21 protein-coding genes are annotated in these 20,203 nt (G+C 54.7%); 12 read left to right on the top strand and 9 right to left on the bottom strand.

Annotated features, from left to right (window positions below; translation table 11 throughout):
* The first annotated feature begins 11 nt into the window (after positions 1-11).
* On the top strand, positions 12-665 hold the full coding sequence (locus tag Z948_RS0106710) for a YggS family pyridoxal phosphate-dependent enzyme (RefSeq protein ID WP_025058795.1): 654 nt from the start codon (positions 12-14) through the stop codon (positions 663-665).
* Here the strand turns inward: Z948_RS0106710 and Z948_RS0106705 are convergent.
* Both Z948_RS0106705 and ribA read right to left on the bottom strand, forming a co-directional pair.
* Positions 662-1,156, bottom strand: coding sequence for a L,D-transpeptidase family protein (locus Z948_RS0106705; RefSeq protein ID WP_025058794.1), 495 nt, complete (start codon positions 1,154-1,156; stop codon positions 662-664). The two genes, Z948_RS0106710 and Z948_RS0106705, sit on opposite strands and share 4 nt — an antisense overlap.
* Positions 1,153-2,232, bottom strand: a complete 1,080-nt coding sequence (ribA, locus tag Z948_RS0106700) for a GTP cyclohydrolase II (protein ID WP_025058793.1) — start codon at positions 2,230-2,232, stop codon at positions 1,153-1,155. Before ribA ends, Z948_RS0106705 begins: the two co-directional genes overlap by 4 nt.
* A gap of 165 nt (positions 2,233-2,397) precedes the next feature.
* Here ribA and Z948_RS0106695 point away from each other — a divergent pair, with 165 nt between their 5' ends.
* The 5 genes from Z948_RS0106695 to Z948_RS0106670 all read left to right on the top strand — a co-directional run bounded on the left by Z948_RS0106695 (position 2,398) and on the right by Z948_RS0106670 (position 5,926).
* Complete coding sequence (locus Z948_RS0106695; protein ID WP_025058792.1) at positions 2,398-3,084, top strand: response regulator transcription factor; 687 nt, start codon at positions 2,398-2,400, stop codon at positions 3,082-3,084.
* Between the two features lie 203 nt (positions 3,085-3,287).
* Positions 3,288-4,076: an exodeoxyribonuclease III gene (locus Z948_RS0106690; protein ID WP_025058791.1), complete on the top strand. Its 789-nt coding sequence runs from the start codon at positions 3,288-3,290 to the stop codon at positions 4,074-4,076.
* A gap of 80 nt (positions 4,077-4,156) precedes the next feature.
* Positions 4,157-5,074 (top strand): thioredoxin family protein, encoded by a 918-nt coding sequence (locus Z948_RS0106685; RefSeq protein ID WP_025058790.1) that lies wholly within the window; start codon positions 4,157-4,159, stop codon positions 5,072-5,074.
* Between the two features lie 25 nt (positions 5,075-5,099).
* Positions 5,100-5,744, top strand: a complete 645-nt coding sequence (locus Z948_RS17900; RefSeq protein ID WP_037951363.1) for an LON peptidase substrate-binding domain-containing protein — start codon at positions 5,100-5,102, stop codon at positions 5,742-5,744.
* Entirely contained in the window at positions 5,741-5,926 is a 186-nt protein-coding gene (locus Z948_RS0106670; protein ID WP_025058788.1) for a Trm112 family protein, read from the top strand. Before Z948_RS17900 ends, Z948_RS0106670 begins: the two co-directional genes overlap by 4 nt.
* 11 nt (positions 5,927-5,937) lie before the next feature.
* On the opposite strand, the gene Z948_RS0106665 is transcribed toward Z948_RS0106670, so the two are convergent.
* Positions 5,938-7,164, bottom strand: a complete 1,227-nt coding sequence (locus Z948_RS0106665; RefSeq protein WP_025058787.1) for an FAD-dependent monooxygenase — start codon at positions 7,162-7,164, stop codon at positions 5,938-5,940.
* An 86-nt stretch (positions 7,165-7,250) separates the two neighbouring features.
* Between Z948_RS0106665 and Z948_RS0106660 the strand changes: the two genes are divergently transcribed.
* The 4 genes from Z948_RS0106660 (at position 7,251) to Z948_RS0106645 (ending at position 13,733) form a co-directional block, all read left to right on the top strand.
* The gene (locus Z948_RS0106660; protein WP_025058786.1) at positions 7,251-8,579 is read left to right on the top strand and encodes an amidase; all 1,329 of its coding nucleotides are present in this window, start codon (positions 7,251-7,253) and stop codon (positions 8,577-8,579) included.
* Between the two features lie 116 nt (positions 8,580-8,695).
* Positions 8,696-9,883, top strand: a complete 1,188-nt coding sequence (locus Z948_RS0106655) for an aminotransferase class I/II-fold pyridoxal phosphate-dependent enzyme (protein ID WP_025058785.1) — start codon at positions 8,696-8,698, stop codon at positions 9,881-9,883.
* Positions 9,884-9,895: 12 nt separating this feature from the next.
* On the top strand, positions 9,896-12,937 hold the full coding sequence (locus Z948_RS0106650; RefSeq protein WP_025058784.1) for a DNA translocase FtsK: 3,042 nt from the start codon (positions 9,896-9,898) through the stop codon (positions 12,935-12,937).
* 196 nt (positions 12,938-13,133) lie between these two features.
* Entirely contained in the window at positions 13,134-13,733 is a 600-nt protein-coding gene (locus tag Z948_RS0106645) for a LolA family protein (RefSeq protein ID WP_025058783.1), read from the top strand.
* Positions 13,734-13,747: 14 nt separating this feature from the next.
* On the opposite strand, the gene Z948_RS0106640 is transcribed toward Z948_RS0106645, so the two are convergent.
* The 3 genes from Z948_RS0106640 to Z948_RS0106630 all read right to left on the bottom strand — a co-directional run bounded on the left by Z948_RS0106640 (position 13,748) and on the right by Z948_RS0106630 (position 15,725).
* Complete coding sequence (locus Z948_RS0106640) at positions 13,748-14,125, bottom strand: DUF1304 domain-containing protein (RefSeq protein ID WP_025058782.1); 378 nt, start codon at positions 14,123-14,125, stop codon at positions 13,748-13,750.
* Between the two features lie 58 nt (positions 14,126-14,183).
* On the bottom strand, positions 14,184-14,768 hold the full coding sequence (locus Z948_RS0106635; RefSeq protein ID WP_025058781.1) for a transglycosylase SLT domain-containing protein: 585 nt from the start codon (positions 14,766-14,768) through the stop codon (positions 14,184-14,186).
* Positions 14,769-14,843: 75 nt separating this feature from the next.
* Positions 14,844-15,725, bottom strand: coding sequence for an AEC family transporter (locus Z948_RS0106630; RefSeq protein WP_025058780.1), 882 nt, complete (start codon positions 15,723-15,725; stop codon positions 14,844-14,846).
* An 84-nt stretch (positions 15,726-15,809) separates the two neighbouring features.
* On the opposite strand from Z948_RS0106630, the gene hspQ reads away from it, so the two are divergent.
* A complete protein-coding gene (gene hspQ / locus Z948_RS0106625; protein WP_025058779.1) occupies positions 15,810-16,136 on the top strand; it encodes a heat shock protein HspQ in 327 nt (108 codons plus the stop codon).
* A 29-nt stretch (positions 16,137-16,165) separates the two neighbouring features.
* On the opposite strand, the gene Z948_RS0106620 is transcribed toward hspQ, so the two are convergent.
* From Z948_RS0106620 to Z948_RS0106610, 3 genes are all read right to left on the bottom strand, one after another.
* Positions 16,166-17,743, bottom strand: coding sequence for a gamma-glutamyltransferase family protein (locus Z948_RS0106620; protein ID WP_025058778.1), 1,578 nt, complete (start codon positions 17,741-17,743; stop codon positions 16,166-16,168).
* 234 nt (positions 17,744-17,977) lie between these two features.
* Positions 17,978-18,445 carry an ATP-binding protein gene (locus Z948_RS0106615; RefSeq protein WP_025058777.1) on the bottom strand — a complete coding sequence of 156 codons (468 nt, stop codon included), beginning with the start codon at positions 18,443-18,445 and terminating at the stop codon, positions 17,978-17,980.
* Positions 18,446-18,469: 24 nt separating this feature from the next.
* Positions 18,470-18,808, bottom strand: a complete 339-nt coding sequence (locus Z948_RS0106610) for an STAS domain-containing protein (RefSeq protein WP_025058776.1) — start codon at positions 18,806-18,808, stop codon at positions 18,470-18,472.
* Positions 18,809-18,892: 84 nt separating this feature from the next.
* On the opposite strand from Z948_RS0106610, the gene Z948_RS0106605 reads away from it, so the two are divergent.
* The gene (locus Z948_RS0106605) at positions 18,893-20,065 is read left to right on the top strand and encodes a thiolase family protein (protein WP_025058775.1); all 1,173 of its coding nucleotides are present in this window, start codon (positions 18,893-18,895) and stop codon (positions 20,063-20,065) included.
* The last annotated feature ends 138 nt before the right edge of the window (positions 20,066-20,203 follow it).

Below are 20,203 nucleotides of genomic sequence, written 5' to 3'. Positions count from 1 at the left end.
GGAGCCAAACTATGACACTGCGTGACATCACTTCAAAAATTACAAAAGCCGAAGCCAAAGCAGGCCGCGAAGCGGGATCTGTTTCACTGATCGCTGTTAGTAAGGTGCAACCAAACGGACGTGTTGAGGCTGTATTGGAAGAAGGTCACCGCGTTTTTGGTGAAAACAAAGTACAGGAAGCAGCGGGCAAATGGCCTGCCTTTCGCGAACGCTTCGAAAACATCGAACTCCACCTCATCGGCCCCCTGCAAACCAACAAGACCAGACAAGCGATGGAGCTGGCTGACAGCATTCACACGCTCGACCGCCCCAAACTGGCAAACACAATGGCACGAATCGCACAAGAAATCGGTAAATGCCCTGATCTGTTCATTCAGGTGAATACCGGTGAGGAAGAGCAAAAGGCGGGTGTTTTGCCGATGGATGCGGATGGTTTCATTGCCGAATGTCTGGCGCTGGATCTGCCGGTAAAGGGCCTGATGTGCATCCCCCCTGTTGAGGAAGAAGCCGCGCTTCACTTTGCGCTGCTTGCTAAAATTGCGAAACGCAATGGTTTGCAGGGTCTATCAATGGGGATGAGCAGTGATTTCGAAAAAGCGATCGCCTTGGGCGCGACTCATGTTCGCGTGGGTTCGGCAATCTTTGGCGATCGAGTGGTCGGTTAAGGAACGATCAGTCGGCTGTGTGGGGAAATTCGGCGCGCGATTTCGTGTAAATCTGCTCTCGAAAATGCCACACAGCCTTCGGTGGGGTATCCTGGTCTGCGGTATTGGTGGATAAAGATCGCAGATCCTTTCCCGCTGGTGGCATTGGGCCAGTTCCAATCAGTGAGCAGAACAAGATCGTACAACGGGTCGGCGCGGCGCAGTTTTTCATGGCTAGGGCCATAAGGCGCACGCACCAAGCTGTTGTAGTGTATATCTTCACTCGCGTCTGACCACAGGTCCCGTGGCCCAATCGGGATAGCCCAGGCTGTTGGCTTTGCGATCCGATCCGCACGGTAGAGCATCCCGACAATGCGGTGTACCCCACGCGGGGTCGCGCCATCACCTTCGCGTTTGTCTGTTTTTATGCCCCCTTTGCCGATGGTGCAGGGCCAGATTTTCCCCTGAAATCGCACACCCTTGGGGGTAAGGACCAGATCATAGGGCGTCACAAAAAGTGCCCCGATTTGGCGGCTTTGGTCGCGAGGTAGTCTGTGTTGAAGCGATTCTCGCCAACCACTAGCGGAACACGTTGCGCGACGTGAACGCCAGATTGCTCCATCATATCAACCTTGCGGGGGTTATTCGTCAGCAGGTTCACAGCGGAAAAACCCATCTTTTTCAAAATGTCAGCCCCAAGGCGGAAATCGCGTTCGTCGTCTTCAAACCCCAATCTGTGGTTCGCCTCGACTGTGTCAAACCCCTGATCTTGCAGCGAATAGGCCCGCATTTTGTTTGCAAGCCCAATGCCGCGCCCCTCTTGGTTAAGGTACAACAAGACGCCGTGGCCTTCTTTGCCCATTTGGGCAAGCGCCGCGTGGAGCTGCGGGCCGCAATCACATTTCATGCTGCCCATAACATCACCGGTAAAGCAGGCGGAATGGAGGCGGCACAAAACAGGAGCCTGACGATCTGGGCGGCCGATCTCGATCGCGTAATGCTCTTCGCCCCCGTTTTCGGGACGAAAGATATGAAGCCGCCCTTTTTCGGAAACCTCGATGGGCAGGCGGGCGTGAACGGTCGAATGTAGGGGGCTATTTGCTTGCAGCAACACGGCAGCAGCAGCGCTATCGACGTGGGTCAGTGAATGGGTCGCGGCAAATTCAGCTGGATTTGCCAGTTCCAAAATCACAGCAGCGGGCAATAGCCGCGCTGATTTTACAACGTTCAATGCTGTTCTATGGGTCGATGCATCCCCTTCGCGTTCCGCGATCAGAGGCCCTTTTAGGGGCGCGCGAAGATCATCCGCGGGGTCAGCGATGCTTTGAATCCAAGAAAGCGAAGCGTCCTGCGGTAGGCGCAGCCGCGCGAGATCACCATCATAGGCACGTGCCTTTAGCGTCTCAGCGCGCCGTGCGGTGATCGCCAACACAGGATCGCCTTCCAGCGACAACGCATCGGCAAGCCGCTGAGGTGTCAGCGTTTCAGCGGCAAAGACCAACATGGTACCTAATACAATCGGCACGCCCATACGCAAATCAGCCCGTGAACGGGCCAGTGTTTCGGTGACATCTGGGGCGAAAGGCATGGCGAATGTTACAACTCATCAGGTCTGTTGACTGATATTTAGGTCATGAGGGCGGGAATTGAAACATTTGACCGCATTGCGACACAGCGATGTGAGGAAATACTTCACCCCCTTGTTGTATGGCTACACATCCATATCTTTGACTCAACGGAATGGAGAAGCACGATGGCCCAGCTCAAAAAGATATTGCTTGTAGATGACGACGACGACCTGCGCGAAGCGTTAAGTGAGCAGTTGATCATGACCGAAGACTTTGATGTCTTTGAGGCCGCAAATGGTGCCGAGGCAATGACCCGCGCCAAGGAAATGATCTATGATTTGCTGATCCTCGATGTGGGCCTGCCAGACACAGATGGCCGTGAGCTGTGCCGCCTGCTGCGCAAGCAAGGTATCAAAAGCCCGATCATGATGCTGACGGGCCATGATGGCGATGCCGACACAATTTTGGGTCTGGATGCTGGCGCAAATGATTATGTTTCCAAGCCGTTCAAATTCCCTGTTCTTTTGGCGCGCATTCGCAGCCAGCTTCGTACGCATGAACAATCCGAAGACGCGATTTTCCAGCTTGGGCCGTATACCTTCAAACCATCCATGAAGATGTTGATCCGCGAAGATGAAACCAAGGTTCGCCTCACCGAGAAAGAAACAAACATCCTCAAATTCCTGCACCGCTCATCCGAAGGGGTCGTTGCGCGGGATGTGCTGCTGCATGAGGTGTGGGGCTATAACGCCGGAGTAACCACGCACACGCTGGAAACGCATATTTACCGCTTGCGCCAGAAAATCGAACCCGACCCATCCAACGCGCGGTTGCTGATTACTGAATCCGGCGGCTATCGCTTGATGGTCTAAGCTTTCTATAGAATTCCGGACAGGTTTTTTTCATGAGTTTCCTGTCGGTTTGAGCCCGAAGAAGAGTGGACGGGTCAATTTCCACTCTAACTCCCTGTTGGACTTGGCCGGGCCATTGTGCCCGGTCTTTTTTGTTGTGTTTCTTGTGGTTGCTGTTGGCTGGTCGGGTTAGGGTGGCGCAAGTCAACTCAGGAGCGCGGCGCATGTCCTTTACCCTTGCCACTTGGAACATCAATTCAGTTCGTTTGCGCGAACCCATTGTGTGCAAACTATTGGAGGAAGAAGGGCCGGATGTTCTGTGCCTGCAAGAATGCAAAAGCCCTGTTGATAAGATCCCGATGGAGGCTTTTAGCGCGCTGGGATACAGCCATATGGTTGCCGAAGGGCAAAAGGGCTATAATGGCGTTGCGATCCTGTCCAAGCTGCCGCTTGAGCCAGCGGGCGCACATGATTTTGCTCAACTAGGCCATGCGCGCCATGTTGCGGCAAAGCTGCCGAATGGCGTGACGGTTCACAATTTCTACGTCCCAGCAGGGGGCGATGTTGCGGATCGGGAGGTGAATGAAAAGTTCGGCCAGAAGATGGATTACCTCGCCGAGATGCGCGATTTTTTCCACGCGGAATCGCCAAAGAAATCCATCCTTGTGGGCGATCTGAACATTGCCCCCCGCGAGGATGATGTCTGGGATCATAAAAAGCTGCTCAAAGTTGTGAGCCACACCCCTGTTGAGGTTGAGGCGCTGGCCCAAACACAAGACGCAGGTAAATGGATTGATATCACGCGTCAGGACATTCCGGATGGGCTTCTTTACAGCTGGTGGAGCTACCGCGCCAAAGATTGGGATGCCGCTGACAAAGGTCGCAGATTGGATCATGTGTGGTCCACGCCGGATATTTCCACATCCGCCCACAGCAGCCGTGTTTTGCGCCCAGCACGGGGTTGGGAAAAACCATCCGACCACGCGCCAGTTTTTGCAACTTTTGATGTTTGAGGCTAAGCCTCTTTGAAACCAAGCGTTGAGGTCACATATGTGTCTCAACTGTTTAAGAACCGCACATTAGGACCGATGACATGATGGATCTCAACCTTTCCGCAGCTGCCCCAGCCGATGACTTGATCAAGGACACAACCGAAGCCAATTTCATGGCCGATGTTGTCGAGGCGTCCCAGACGACCCCGATCATCGTGGATTTCTGGGCGCCTTGGTGCGGCCCATGCAAAACCCTTGGGCCTCAGCTTGAGGCGGCGGTCACCGCAGCCAAAGGCGCGGTGAAGATGGTGAAGGTCAACGTAGATGAAGCGCAGATGATCGCGGGTCAGCTGCAAATTCAATCTATCCCGACCGTCTATGCCTTTTGGCAAGGCCAGCCGATTGATGGCTTTCAGGGCGCTGTTCCCCAGTCGGAAATGGTTGAATTTATTGATCGCGTGATCAAGGCATCTGGCGGCGAATCCGCTACGGATACGCTGAATGACGCTGTCGAGGCCGCCGAAGAAATGTTGGCCGAGGGGCAGGCCGAAGATGCGGCGCAGACTTTTGCGGCGATCTTGGGCGAAGACCCACAGCACGCTGCTGCCTACGGTGGCGCGGTGCGCGCGCATATCGCTTTGGGTGATCTGGATCAGGCAGAGGGGCTGCTGAACGGTGCGCCGATCGAAATTTCCACAACACCCGAACTCGAAGCAGCCCACGCGCAGCTTGAACTTGCCCGCCAAGCTGCAGACGCGGGGCCGGTCGCTGAATTGACAGCCGCTGTTGAGGCGAACCCAGATGACCACCAAGCCCGATTTGATCTGGCTCAGGCGCTATATGCGAATGGCGATGCAGAGGCGGGTGTCGAGCAATTGTTAGAGCTGTTCAAACGGGACCGCGAATGGAATGATGGCGCGGCTAAGGCCCAGCTTTTCACCATCTTTGACGCGCTAAAACCAAATGACCCTGTCGCGCTCAACGGGCGGCGCAAGCTCAGCTCGATGATCTTCGCTTAACCCTTCGGAGAACGACCTGCCATCAATGACCAATGCTGCTGATCTACCAGACACGCTATCGATTTTCCCGCTAGAGGGGGCGCTGCTATTGCCGCGCTCTCGTCTTCCATTAAACATCTTTGAACCCCGCTATCTTCAGATGGTTGAAGATGCGTTGAAGACAGGGACACGGTTGATCGGCATGGTTCAGCCCAATGTGGTTCCAGGGCGTGACGGGCCGGGGTTGCAAACAATCGGCTGCGTCGGTCGGATCAGCCAGTTTTCAGAAACCGAAGACGGCCGCTATATGATCACCCTTACAGGTGTCTCACGGTTCCGCGTGTTAAAAGAGGTAGAGAGTTTTGCCCCCTACCGTCGCTGCGATGTGTCTTGGGAGGGTTTCGACCTTGATCTGGAAGGTGCGGAAGTTGACGATGCTTTTGATCGGGCAAATTTCCTTGAGGCTTTGTCGCGCTATTTTGACGAACGCGGCCTTTCTGCGGATTGGGAAACACTGAAAGACGCTGAAGATGAGCTGCTGATCAATTCGTTGTCGATGATGTTGGATTTCGACGAAGAGGATAAACAAGCGTTGCTTGAGGCGCCTTCGCTCAGCACGCGGCGTGAAACGCTTGTCACTTTGATAGAATTTGCCCTGCGCGGCGGATCAGACGGAGAGTTGTTGCAATGATAGAAACAGTTATTGAATTTGATCGCCGGATGCTGGAGGCGCTGATTTGCCCTCGCAGCCATGAAACCCTTAGATATGACGCCGAAGCGCAGGAGCTGGTGTCAAAATCCGCAGGGCTTGCCTATCCGATCCGCAATGGCATCCCCGTTATGCTGATCGATGAGGCGCGGGTCCTAGATTGATCAGTCAGCGTTTATAACGGGAGGCCGCGCATCAAACGTGGCAGGTCTCCGTTCAGGCCAGCGGCCTCGCGAATGAAGGTGCGGCGCAAACCGGGGAGCGAGTTGATAACTCCCATGCCGATATCACGGGCAAGCCGAATAAACGCATTATCATTTGAAAACATGCGGTTAAAGCTATCTGTCGCAAGGGCGAGGGATACGTTGTCAAAACGCCGCCATTCTTGGTACCGCCCCAAGGCGACGCTTGCGCCAAAGTCTTCACCGCGCCGTTGCGCGTCTACGATGACTTCGCATAGGGCCGCGATATCGCGGAAACCAGCGTTCAGACCTTGTCCCGCAATCGGGTGCACGCCATGGGCGCTATCGCCCAACAGGGCAATCCGGTCTGATATCATGTCATGAGTCAAAGACAGGCTGAGCGGGTAGGTATAGCGTGCTCCGGCAAGGGAAATATCGCCCAAGAAATCGCCAAAGCGGGGGCGCAGAACATCTAGGTATTCTGCATCGGGCAGGCCGTGTATCCGCGCCGCGTTATCGGTTGTTTCCGACCAAACGATCGAACTGCGGTTTCCAGTAAGGGGTAAGATCGCCAAAGGTCCGGGGGGCATAAAGAACTGATGCGCAATCCCATCGTGAGGCAGCTCGTGATTAACCGCGCAAACCAGTGCGGTTTGGCCATATCCCCAACCCGTCCTTTTGATACCCGCGCGGGCGGCGGTGCCTGATGATCGACCATCCGCCGCAACACATAGACGCGCACGGATTTGTTTGCCTGACGCGAGGGTCAGCGTCACGCCCGTTGTATCTGGTGTTTGACCCACAACCGTTTCACCGTTCATCACCTGCACGCGGTCATCGTTGGCCATCGCCTCCATCAAGGCGCGGCGCAGGTAGCGGTCTTCGATCATATGGCCCATCGGGCCTTCTTCGATTTCGGCGTGGTCAAAATGCATGAAGAAAGGCGACGGCCCCTCGCCTGCGCGCCCGTCGGTGACTTTGATCTCTAACATGGGCTGCGCATGCTCAGCGACAGCCTGCCAAAGGCCGATCCCTTCGAGAAGCCGAACCGAGGTGAGCGCCAAAGCATATGAACGCCCATCAAAATCGTCAGCGGTGCGTAGTTGCGCCTTTTGGGCGTCAATCACGGTAACGTTCAGGCCGCTGGCAGCCAAAGCAAGGGCAAGGGTAGGGCCGCTAAGCCCCCCTCCGACGATCACGATATCTGTATCAAAACTCATACCGCTAAATATGGTGGCTAGCGGGGGATTGTCCATGCGCCTAAGCGCCGCTACCGTCACACAAAATGATTTTCAAAGGTGAGCACATGCAAGTTTGGTTGGAAATGACGGCGGCAGATCTGGGGCGGGGAATAGGCGCGGGTGAAATTGATCCGGTCGCCCTGTGTGAGACTTATCTGTCGGCAATCGATGCCCACCCGCTGCGGGACAAAATTTATGCGCGTGTTACGGCAGATCGTGCCCGCGCCGAGGCAAAGGCTGCAGCGGCCCGCGCGCAGTCTGGTCACCGATTGTCTTTGCTGGATGGCGTGCCGATCAGCTGGAAAGACCTGTACGATACGGCGGGGATTGTTACCGAAGCAGGCACCAAGCTGTTAGAGGGGCGCGTGCCAGAACATGACGCGCTGGTGTTGCAGAACGCTACCGCTGCCGGTTTGGTCTGCTTGGGTAAGGTTCACATGAGCGAATTGGCCTTTTCTGGTCTGGGCTATAACCCGTCAACAAATACACCACCCTGTGTGAATGACGCTGATGCGGTGCCAGGGGGGTCATCATCTGGATCAGCGGCGTCGGTTGCCTTTGGATTGGCTGCGGCCAGCATTGGATCAGACACGGGGGGATCCGTTCGCATTCCCGCTGCATGGAATGATCTGGTTGGGCTCAAAACAACGCATGGGCGGCTTAGCCTTGAAGGGGTTGTTCCGTTGGCGCTAAAATTCGACACGGTTGGCCCTTTGTGTCGCTCGGTCGAAGATGCGGCGCTGCTGACCGCTGCGATGGAAGGTAGTAAAGCGCCAGATTTGCGTGGCGCGTCACTAGAAGGGCGCCGCTTTGCCATTATGGAAACGGTCATGATGGAAGACCAGCGGGACGCGCCAAAAGGGGCATTCTTGCGGGCCGTCGAAAAGCTAAAAGAAGCCGGAGCGGTCATCGAAACCATCAAGGTGCCCGCGGCGCAGCAGGCTTTGGATGTTTCGGGCCAGCTCATGACATCCGAGGCCTATGGCCTGTGGCGTGACGTTATCGAAGCGGCTCCTGAAAAAATGTATTCGGAAATCTTGCGCCGTTTCCGATTGGGAACGGAATATTCGGGCCCTGATTATGTGGCTGCATGGGCCAAGCTGGAGGCGGCGCGGGTGGCTTATGATCAGGCAACGGCCCGCTATGACGCGGTACTGGCCCCAACGGCACCGATCCTGCCACCGAATTTGGAGCGGCTGAATTCAGACCCTGAATATTATGTGACGGAAAACCTGCTGGCGTTGCGCAATACGCGGCTGGGAAATCTGCTGGGTCTGTGCAGTTTAAGCCTACCAACAGACACGCCTAGCTGTGGTTTAATGATCCTTGCCGCACCTGATCAGGACAGTGCGGTACTGCGTTTGGGCGAGGCAGCTGCGGCGGCACTTCGTTAACGGCGAAAATGCCACAAGCGGCGCATTTCCATCGGATTTTTCCTAGACGACAGGCGGCGAATTAAGCTACCTTGGGACAAACGGGGCGATAACGATCCCGATCCGAGGCAGTTTTGATGAATTTTCCTGAGCGGTTTTCGAACCTTCCTGCTCATGCGTGGCCCCGTTTGCGTGCTCTTTTAGACGTGCACGAGGGGGGGGGTCCGCTGATCCAGATGACCATAGGCGAGCCGAAACATGTGTTTCCGGCTTGGGTAACCGACGTGATCGTCGAGAATGCGGCGGGGTTTAACCGCTATCCACCAAACGACGGCAGTCCGACCCTAAAGGCGGCAATCGCTGGCTGGGTTAATCGCCGCTACGGCGTTCCGGTAGATGCCGAAACGCAGGTTATGGCGCTGAACGGTACGCGTGAGGGTTTGTATAACGCGGTGATCGCGCTGTGCCCTGAAACCAAGAATGGCCAAAAGCCTGCGATCCTGATGCCGAACCCGTTTTATCAGGTCTATATGATCGGGGCGATTTCTGGCGCGTGTGACCCTGTGATGGTGAACGCCACCGTCGAGACGGGGCATTTGCCTGATTTCCATGCGGTTGATGCGGCCACGTTGGATCGCACTGTTGCGGTTTATGTTTGCTCTCCTGCAAACCCTCAAGGCGCAGTTGCAACGCGCAGCTATTGGGAAAACCTAATTCGTCTGGCTGAACAGCACGATTTCCTGATTTTCGCGGATGAGTGCTATTCAGAGGTTTATCGGAACGAGCCGCCAGTGGGTGCCTTGCAGGTCGCGTATGAAATGGGCGTTGATCTGAACCGTGTTGCGATTTTCCACAGCCTCAGCAAACGATCCAATCTTCCTGGTCTCAGATCGGGGTTTGTGGCTTCAGGGGCCAAGTCGATCAGCGAGATCAAGCAGCTGCGCAATTATTCTGGTGCGCCTCTGCCGCTTCCACTTCAGGAGGCTGCGGCAGCGGTCTGGAACGACGAAGATCACGTTGTAGAGAACCGCGCACTATACGCGGAAAAATTCGACATCGCAGATCGCATCTTTGGAAATGTTCCGGGCTATGTAAGCCCTGAGGCAGGTTTCTTTTTGTGGCTTCCTGTCGAAGATGATGAAGAAGCAGCCGTAAAGCTGTGGCGCGAAACAGGCGTAAAGGTTTTGCCCGGCGGCTACCTAGCGCAAGACGTTCCGGGCGTCGAAAACCCCGGCAAGAAATATATAAGAGCGGCCCTCGTGGCCCCAAAAGAAGAGACAGAGCGGGGGCTGCAAGCCATCCGTGACTGTCTTTATGCGGTTTAAGAGGGACGAGTTATGGCATTTCAAACACGCGGGCGCGAGCCACTACTAGACAGCACAACAGCTGAAGCGATTGAAAAACGTGGCAAGGAATTGCTGGGCATCGGTTTGGTGGTGCTGGGTGTCATGGCTGCAATGATGATCGGCAGCTATACGCCAGATGATCCAAACTGGATGCTTGCCACGGATGCACCAGCGCAAAACTGGCTGGGGCGCATGGGCGCTTCTCTTGCCGCGCCGCTGTTTATGATTGTTGGTTGGGGGGCATGGGGCCTTGCTTTGGTTTTGCTGGTTTGGGGGCTTCGTTTTGCATTCCACCGCGGCCAAGAACGCGCCATGGGGCGTGTGATTTTTGCTCCGATCGCTTTGGCATTTGGGTCTATCTATGCGGCAACCCTGACACCGGGCGCCGAGTGGGTGCAAACGCATAATTTTGGTTTGGGTGGCCTGTTTGGTGACACGATCATGGGTGTAATCCTGACGATTTTGCCGATTGGGTCGACCTTTGCGATCAAATTGATGTCCCTTCTTATGGGGGCGGGTATCCTCGTGTTTGGCGCTTTTGTTTTGGGTTTCACCCGTGCGGAACTTTCCCGTTTTGGCCGCTTTTTGCTGGTCGGAACCATTATGGTTTACGCAACATTGATGAATATTCTGGGCCGCAGCGCTGCTGGTGCGGTGGGCGCTGCACAGGGCCTTCAGGTTAAACAAGCCGAACGTCGCGAACAGCGTCGTGCCGAATATGAACAGGCTGCAGCCTATGCTGCCGAGCAAGCCCAAGCCGAGGCACAGGTTCAAGCGACTGCACCTGTCGCTGCCCGCGCACCAATGATTATTTCCAGCAAACGGGCGCCTGAGCCGGTTGTCGAAGATGTCATGGAATACGAAACCCAACCAGAAATGACGCAGGAAGCCAAAACCGGTTTGCTTGCCCGCATGCCTGGCCTGATCAAACGGCCTGACGTTATGCCAGAACCGGAATTGGTAGAGCCGCAAAACGATGTCGTTTTGGAAGAAGCGCCTGATGACGAACGGATCAAATCAAAGATTTCAGACGTTATCAAAAACAGAGTTCGGACAACGAACGCTGTTCATGTTCCTGCAACGGCGCCTTTGACCCGTGGCCGCGGCCGTGGTCCTGACCCGCTTTTGTTGAACACCTCACGCGCTGAACCACCGCTAACTGCGCGTGCTGCTCCTGCGCCTATGCCAGCCGAGCCTCCGTTGACCGCGCGTGCGATCCCAACGGCGCCTGCTGCCCCAGTTTATGCCGATGCCGCACCCAGTGAGAGCTATGATGCGGTTACAGAAAGCTTTGAAGCGGATGAAGTGAACATCTTTGTTGAACCTGCGGTCGTCGAAGAGGCTCTTCCTGTTGAACCGACACCTGCTCCGGTAGCAGCGCCCGTGGCGGCCCCTCAAATTCCTGTGGCAGAGCCAAAGCGTGTTGTCATGCCCATGACGCGTAAACCTGTGCCACAAAGCAAACAGGCCAAGGCCGAAGCGCAACCCGCATTGTCTTTCGACGACAGCCATCCGGGTTTCGAACTGCCGCCACTAAGCCTTTTGGAATCGCCCGAAGATAGCCCGCGGTTGCACCTGAGCGATGAAGCATTGGAAGAAAACGCCCGCATGCTGGAGACTGTTCTGGATGATTATGGCGTAAAAGGTGAGATCGTCGCCGTTCGTCCTGGTCCGGTTGTTACCATGTATGAATTAGAGCCAGCCCCTGGTTTGAAAGCCAGCCGTGTGATCGGTTTGGCCGATGATATCGCACGCTCAATGGCAGCGCTGTCTGCGCGTGTATCCACCGTGCCGGGGCGCTCGGTCATCGGGATCGAACTGCCGAATGAAAACCGTGAAAAAGTTGTGCTGCGCGAAATTCTTAGCAGCCGTGATTTTGGCGACGGGAACCAGAACCTACCGCTCGCGTTGGGTAAAGACATTGGTGGCGAGCCCGTTGTGGCCAACCTTGCCAAGATGCCTCACCTGTTGATTGCGGGTACGACTGGTTCCGGTAAATCTGTGGCGATTAACACGATGATCCTGTCTTTGCTGTACAAGCTCAGCCCAGAAGATTGCCGCATGATTATGATCGACCCCAAGATGCTGGAACTCAGCGTCTATGACGGCATCCCACATCTTCTTTCCCCCGTTGTGACAGACCCGAAAAAAGCGCTGGTTGCGTTGAAATGGACTGTTGGCGAGATGGAAGACCGCTATCGCAAAATGTCCAAGATGGGCGTGCGCAACATCGAGGGTTATAATGGCCGCGTGAAAGAAGCCTTGGAAAAAGGCGAGATGTTTAGCCGTACGGTTCAGACTGGGTTTGACGAAGACACGGGCGAGCCGATTTTCGAGACGGAAGAGAACGCACCGGAAAAGCTACCCTACATCGTTGTGATCGTCGATGAAATGGCGGACCTGATGATGGTTGCAGGTAAGGAAATCGAAGCCTGCATTCAGCGTCTGGCACAAATGGCGCGTGCGTCTGGTATTCACCTGATCATGGCAACACAGCGTCCGTCTGTTGATGTTATCACCGGTACGATCAAAGCGAACTTCCCCACACGGATTTCGTTCCAAGTTACCAGCAAGATCGACAGCCGCACCATTTTGGGTGAGATGGGCGCCGAACAGCTGCTGGGTATGGGTGACATGTTGTACATGGCAGGTGGTTCGAAAATCGTACGTTGCCACGGCCCGTTTGTAAGCGATGAAGAGGTTGAAGAGATCGTCAACCACCTCAAGCAATTCGGCGAGCCTGATTATGTTTCTGGCGTGGTCGAAGGGCCAGCGGAAGGCAAAGAAGCGGACATCGATACGGTTCTTGGTCTGAACACTGGTGGCAACACTGATGGTGAAGACGCCTTGTACGATACGGCGGTAAACATCGTTACCAAAGATCGCAAATGCTCGACCTCATATATCCAGCGCAAACTGGCGATCGGCTATAACAAGGCCGCGCGATTGGTCGAGCAGATGGAAGACGAAGGTCTCGTCTCTCCGGCCAACCACGTTGGTAAGCGTGAAATTCTTGTGCCCGAGCACGGCTGATAACGCCCCTCTGGCCCTCGTAGAAAAAGGTCTCCCTGCTCAGAGGGAGGCCTTTTTTGTTTCAGGTTGGCGGGTGACTGCCGATTTATGGGGAAATTGGTCAACCTGTCGGCAAACGGGCCTGTTGATATCGCATATCAATGCATAGCATCCTATGTTGATTGTAATGCAGTATTTTAGAATACAGGAACACAACATGCGATTTCTGAAAACGATTGCGCTAGGCGCGGTATTTGCGGCAGCAGCAACGACGGCGATGGCGGATAAATTGCCTTTGAGCAACATCAGCAGCTACCTCAATGCGATGACGACCGCACAAGGTGAATTTACGCAGATCAACGCCGATGGCACGATCTCAACCGGAACCATTTATATCAAGCGCCCGGGGCGGGTTCGTTTTGAATACAATGCGCCTGATACGGGGCTGGTGATTGCAGGGTCAAACACCGTGGTAATTTACGACACAAAATCGAACCAGCCGCCAGAAAGCTATCCGTTGTCCCGCACGCCTTTGTCTATCATTTTGGCGCGAAACGTGAACCTGAACCAAGCGAAAATGGTCACGGGCCACGCCTATGACGGCACGGCCACAACGGTCACAGCACAAGATCCGGAAAATCCGCAATACGGCAATATTCAGATGAAGTTCACAGGGCCCAGCCCCGAACTACGTCAATGGATTATCAATGACGGTAACGGTAGCCAGACAACTGTTGTTTTGGGCGAGCTGAAAAAAGGGGGCTCGCTGCCAAATAAGTTGTTTGATGTTGGCAGCCCCGGTTCCGCCAACCGATAACCTTGGGTGGCGCGCTATTTCTGGCGCGCCGCTGACCACCACAGCAACACGGTTGCGATCAGGGCGGGCAATGTTTGAACCATCATGATACGGGGCGAGACCGTGATTGCCCCAGCCACGCCAGCAACCATCACAAAAATCAAAAAACACGTAGCGATTTTGCGCTGCCAGATTCTGTCGGTGATCGTCAAAGCCCAGATTAAACCGGCGGCAAGGAACGCGTTGTATGTGCCCTGATTAGCCGCCAGCGCGATCGTTTTGGAAAACAGTTCAGGTGGGAATGTGGAAAAGACCCGCGGCCCTCTTTCTTCCCATGCGAAAATCTCGAAATAGGCGATGTAACAATGAAGCGCGGCAATAACGCCGATAAGGGTACGCGCGGCAGTAAGCATGGGATTATCCTTTGAAAACCAGAGGGGGGAGGCACCGAATAAGGGTGCCTCGCCAAAATTAGCGCAATCTACAGCTGGCAAGCTGCTCTTGATACATGACTGATCGCGCTTCGACCTTGCCTGCAACATCCACCAACCAAGGCTTGCGGTTGTAGGTCGCTTTTCTGAAACCGGTGTGCCCTTCGTGATAGGCGAGGTATTGGTTGCGCGCATCCGTTAGGGCGATCCCGTTTCGGTCACGGCTGATGTTCATATACCAACCCATGAAATCTGACGCGTCTTTGATTTTGTTCCGGCGCGCACCTAGGCGGCCTTCGGCCTTGCGGTATTCGTCCCATGTTGCATCTAGCGCCTGACTATAGCCAAAGGCGCTAGATTGGCGCCCCATGGGGATCACGCCCAAGACGTAGCGAAACGGTGTGCGCGCATCCGAGACAAATTTGCTCTCTTGGTGGATCGTTGCCATCTGAACGTGAACGGGGACACCCCATTTCCGCTCAACAGCTTTGAACGCTCTACGATATTCGGGGCGCTGTTTGAGAATCGTACAGGCGTTATCCAGATTCCGCGGAGGGGAACTGGAAGAACCGCCACAGCTTGCCAGCAGTAGCACGACTATCAATGCGCGAAGGGGTGTTTTCATTACCAATCGCCTCAAGTTTTATTTTTATATTTTGAGCAACCATACCTTAACGGAATCTTGCTTTACAGCAAAATCCTACAGCAACACCGCCAAAAGAAGCGGTAAAGCGCCGACTGAAATCAATGTGGAAACGACGACCAGCCCAGCAACAGCCTGCGAATCGGCGCCATATTTCTCGGCCAGCATATAGGATGTGACGGCGACGGGCGTTGCGATTTGCAAAACGAGCACACCAAAGGCGATATGCCCTAATCCAAAAACAGAGGCACAGAGCCATGCGATACCAGTACACAGTGCCAGCTTTAAGACAGATAGAATAACCGCGCGCCCAACCCCTTTGGGAGATAGGCGTGCAACAGCGACGCCTAATGTGATCAACATCATCGGAATGGCCATTTGCCCAATGAGTTCCAATGTGTTGGTGAGGAAGGCGGGGGTTTCCCATCCTCGCCACAAAAACAATCCACCCAACAACGTCGCCCAAACCAAAGGTTCCCGCAGCACCTTTCCCAAGCTGCCTGCGCCAGCGACCAGCCATATGCCAAAAGTGAACGACCAGACGGCCATGATCGCAAACACAACCACCGCATAGCTTAGCCCTTCCGCTCCAAAGGCGAACATCGCGAGGGGGAGGCCAAGGTTGCCGGTATTGCCAAAAATCATAGGCGCAAGGTAGGTGCGCCGATTGAGGCCGGCCCCCCAAACCAAAGCGGCAGCAGCCAAAGAAACCGCAAAATAAGCGGCGATTGAGGCCAGCGAAAGCGCCGTGAGCGCAGCGGGATCGATTTTCGTTTGCATCAAGGATGTGAAGATGAGGCAAGGAACAGCAAGCATTGTGGCCAACTGAGTGACGAAGTTGATCCGGTATTCAAACCCTAGCTTTACCCAACCAAACCCAACGGCAGCTAATAGGAAAACAGGGGCTACGATCTCTAGAACCATCAGTGTCAAGTTCACAGACTGTTTCCTTTCATAAAGCTGCAATAATTGGACAGAACGCCCTTGTTTCGGATAGGAACCAAGAGTAGGGAACGCACTGCTATGATCCGAACACGCGCAAAATATCACCTAGGGCAGGTTGTCCGCCACAAGAAACACCCATTTAGAGGGGTGATTTTCGATGTGGACCCAGAGTTTGCTAATACCGAAGAATGGTATGAGTCGATTCCCGAAGAAAGCCGCCCGATTAAAGGGCAGCCGTTCTACCATTTGTTGGCTGAAAACGACCAAAGCTATTATGTGGCTTATGTCTCCGAACAAAACCTTGTTGCGGATTATTCGGGCGAACCAGTGGATCATCCGGATATCCACGATCTGTTTGGCCCGTTTGAAAATGGCGCCTACCCGCTGCATTTCCAATTGAACTAAGGGGCGCCGCTAGGCACCCCTTGATCACTTTAGTAGCCCAATGCACATCCGTCTTTGCGCGGATCAGATGCGCCTTCCAAAACACCGCTTTCATGAATTTTGATTGTCTGTGCGCCGCCAATGGCAACGTTGGGGATCGCCACGTTGTGGCCCATGTCGGACAGCTCAGAACGAATTGCATCTGAGTAACCGCGTTCAACATTCAAGGTGCCATTGTCGGAAAATGCACGGGGCGCATCAATCGCCGCCTGTGGGTCCATGCCAAAGTCACAGAGGTTGGAGGCGAATCGCGCATGGCCGCAAGGCTGATAGGCTCCGCCCATCACTCCAAATGGCATTTCTACCTTGCCATTGCGGCGGATCATACCGGGGATAATGGTGTGCATTGGTCGCTTCCCCCCTTTTAGTTCGTTCGGGTGCCCTTGTTCCAAAGTAAAGCCCGCCCCACGGTTTTGCATCAATAGCCCAAATTTGTTTGACGCGATGCCAGACCCGAAACCGTGGAAGATGGAATAGATCAAGGAAACAGACATCCCATCGCCATCAACGACGGTGATATAAATCGTGTCCTTATGAACTGCCTCGGACAATGCAGCAGGGCTTTGCATTGCTTTGTTTGGGTCAATCAGGGCTGCCAGCTGCTGTGCAGTGCTCATGTCCAACATGTATTCGGTGCGGGTGGCGTAATCTGCATCGGTAAGAAAGCGGTTGCGGGCGTCATAGGCCAGTTTCGCGGCTTCGGCCTCAATGTGAATGCGTTGCGCGCCAAGCGGGTCCATGGCGGCGATATCAAACTGCGAGAGGATGTTGAGCATCAGCAACGCGGTGGCACCTTGGCCGTTTGGCGGATGCTCGACAACTTCGATATCTTTGTAGGCTGCGGCGATTGGCGTTGTCTGGGTGCAGGCGACTGCGGCAAAATCTGCTGCTGTGTGTTTGCCACCCATCGCGTTCAGGGCCTCCAACATGTCGTCGGCGACTTCACCGGTATAAAAGGCATCCCTACCATCTTTGGCGATGCGGCGCAGAACCTCGGCCTGACCGGGGGCGCGGAAGATGTCACCAACCTTTGGGGTGCGACCGTTGATCAAGAAGTGATCGCGCGCGACCCCTTGTAGGGTGCTTTGGTCCTGCTCCCAGTCAAAGGCAACACGGGGCGCAACAGGCACGCCGTTTTCAGCATAGTGAATAGAGGGAGCCAGAAGCGCGTCAATGCCGAGCTTTCCAACATTTTCCGAGAGGAAGCAGAAGGCATCAATAGCACCGGGGATGGTTACCGCATGCGCAGAGCGCAGAGGAACTGTTTTTTCACCCCCGTTGCGCAGTTCCGCCGCATCCAACGCAGCCGGCGCGCGCCCAGATCCGTTTAGCGCTCTGACTTCGGTGCTGCCCGCCTCTGACCAAAGTACAAAACAATCCCCACCGATGCCTGTCATCTGGGGTTCGCAAATCCCCAGCAGCACTGCGCCGGCAATAGCCGCGTCCATCGCGTTACCGCCACGCTGCAAAACGTCAACGGCGGCCTTTGCCCCAAGGGGGTGGGAGGTGGCGCACATACCTCCAGTTGCCAAAACGGCGGATCGGCCAGGGAAATGAAAATCCCGCATCAGAAATACCTCGCTCAAACATGTGTTGAGCAAAGCTTAGAGGCTCTGTGAAGGAGAACCAATGTGAATATCTGCTATTTGGGGAGGTTAGTGCTCCGGCATCGCGTACTGGGTGGGGGCAATTAAACGCGACGCCGGAGGAAGCTATATGCAGCTACAAGAACAGGTATGACGGCCAAGCGTGGCGAAAATGTGATGCCTTAGGGGCATGTCTAAGGTATTGACGCGACCATTTCAGGGTGTCGGTGTTTGAGGTTGCAGGCCAACAGGCAAGCGCAGGCTGAGTTGGTTCGTATCCTCTACCCGTTTGTAATCGATTTCCTGTGTAAGCGTGTGGATCATAAACCAGCCAAACCCGCCTTCGGGCATGTCATCCAAGGCAACAGCCAGTTCCGGCTCACGGCAAGCAGGCGCCGTACCGGTTGGCATTGGCACGCCTTGATCGACGATGACCAATAGGAGGCCCTGATCGTCATGAGTGGTTCGAATTTCTATTTCGGTTTCCCCATTGGTCGAGGCCAAAGCATGTTCAACGACATTGTTTAATGCCTCTGCCAGAACAAGCTCCACAGTTGTGGTCTCATCGTTGTTCAAACCAAGGGGTTCCAACCCAGCAAGAGTTTGGGCCAATCCGCTTCGAATAGCATCTTCTTTTCCCGCCAAAGTGACGACGAATGAAAAGGGGAGTGTGTGTTTTGGCACTGCAGGCTCCTTGATCGTAGATTTCTATCCCCGCAACTCGGAAAGAGCGGCGTCAACGGTAGAAAAAACACCAAAGACAGAATCCATGCGTGTGAGCTTGAACACCTTATCGACAGCAGGGGTCAGGCCCGCCAAAATCAGGCGGCGGCCAGGCCCAAGTGATTTCATTGCAGCAACGATGGCCCCTAATCCGCTAGAATCGATGAATTTGACGTGGTTTAGGTCCAGCAAAACGGTGTCTTTACCTGCTTCCGTCAGGTCACGCATGTTGTCCTTGAACGCCGTGGCGACGGGCGCGTCGATACGTGGTTCTTGAACCGTAACGATCTGCAAGTCGGCTTCTGTTGAGCTGGTAAGTTCCATGATATATTCCTGCAAAGATTGTGTACGAGCCTACTTAGCGACAAATGGCTAAGAAGTGGTAAGCACCGCATAGGGAGAACAAACATGCGCAAAGTAGTGATAGCAGGGGCGTCAAGAACGCCGATGGGGGGCTTTCAGGGAGCGTTTGATGGAATGCCTGCATCCCAACTGGGCGGCGCCGCGATACGCGCAGCACTGGGTGATGTAGACCCATCAATCGTAGAAGAAGTTTTAATGGGGTGTGTTTTACCCGCCGGTCAAGGGCAGGCCCCTGCACGGCAGGCTGGCTTTGCAGCGGGATTAGGTGAGGACGTTCCAGCAACCACGCTGAACAAGATGTGCGGTTCTGGCATGAAGGCCGCGATGATTGGATTTGACCAAATTGCGGTTGGCCATACGGATGTCATGGTTGCAGGCGGCATGGAAAGCATGACCAACGCGCCTTATGTTTTGCCCAAAATGCGCGGCGGTGCGCGTTTGGGCCATGCGGCGGTGATCGACCATATGTTCTTGGACGGTCTGGAAGATGCCTATGACAAAGGTCGCTTGATGGGCACGTTCGCTGAAGATTGTGCCGAGACTTTTCAGTTTACGCGCGAACGTCAGGATGAATATGCACTGGCCTCTCTTAGCCGCGCGTTAGAGGCTCAGTCGAGCGGGGCCTTTTCAGAAGAGGTAGCACCGGTTGAAGTGAAAACTCGAAAAGGTGCCATTACCGTAGATGCGGATGAACAGCCTGCAACAGCGCGTCCTGATAAAATCCCTCAACTGAAGCCCGCTTTTCGAGAAGGTGGTACAGTAACGGCGGCGAACTCATCATCTATTTCTGATGGGGCGGCTGCCTTGGTTCTCGCATCCGAAGAGGCAGCAAAGGAAAAGGGGTTACCGATCCGTGCGCGAATTATGGGCCATGCAAGCCATGCGCAGGCCCCTGGTCTGTTCACAACAGCACCGGTTCCCGCCGCGCAAAAATTACTGGATCGCCTTGGCTGGACAAAGGAAGACGTGGATCTATGGGAAGTAAACGAAGCTTTTGCCGTCGTGCCCTTGGCGTTTATGCATGAAATGGGTCTGTCCCATGATGTCGTGAACGTAAATGGGGGGGCATGTGCTTTGGGTCATCCTATCGGGGCGTCTGGCGCACGGATCATGGTCACATTGCTGAACGCGCTTGAAAAACGCGGGTTGAAACGCGGTGTCGCGGCTATTTGCATTGGCGGTGGTGAAGGCACTGCAATCGCAATTGAGCGGGGCTAGGGGAACAGCCAAGAAAGCGAAACAAATCGCGGCCCCCAGTGGCCGCGATTTTTGTTTCTAGCAGTTGAGAGAGAATTGGTTTTCAGAAACGGCATCTGCGGTAGCGTGGAAATTTTGCGCTGATGTGGTGGGGGTACT

It is taken from the genome of Sulfitobacter donghicola DSW-25 = KCTC 12864 = JCM 14565, assembly GCF_000622405.1.
Taxonomy (GTDB): Bacteria; Pseudomonadota; Alphaproteobacteria; order Rhodobacterales; family Rhodobacteraceae; genus Sulfitobacter; species Sulfitobacter donghicola.
Note: the sequence above shows the minus strand (reverse complement) of the source record. Positions and strands in the feature narration are given on the sequence as shown.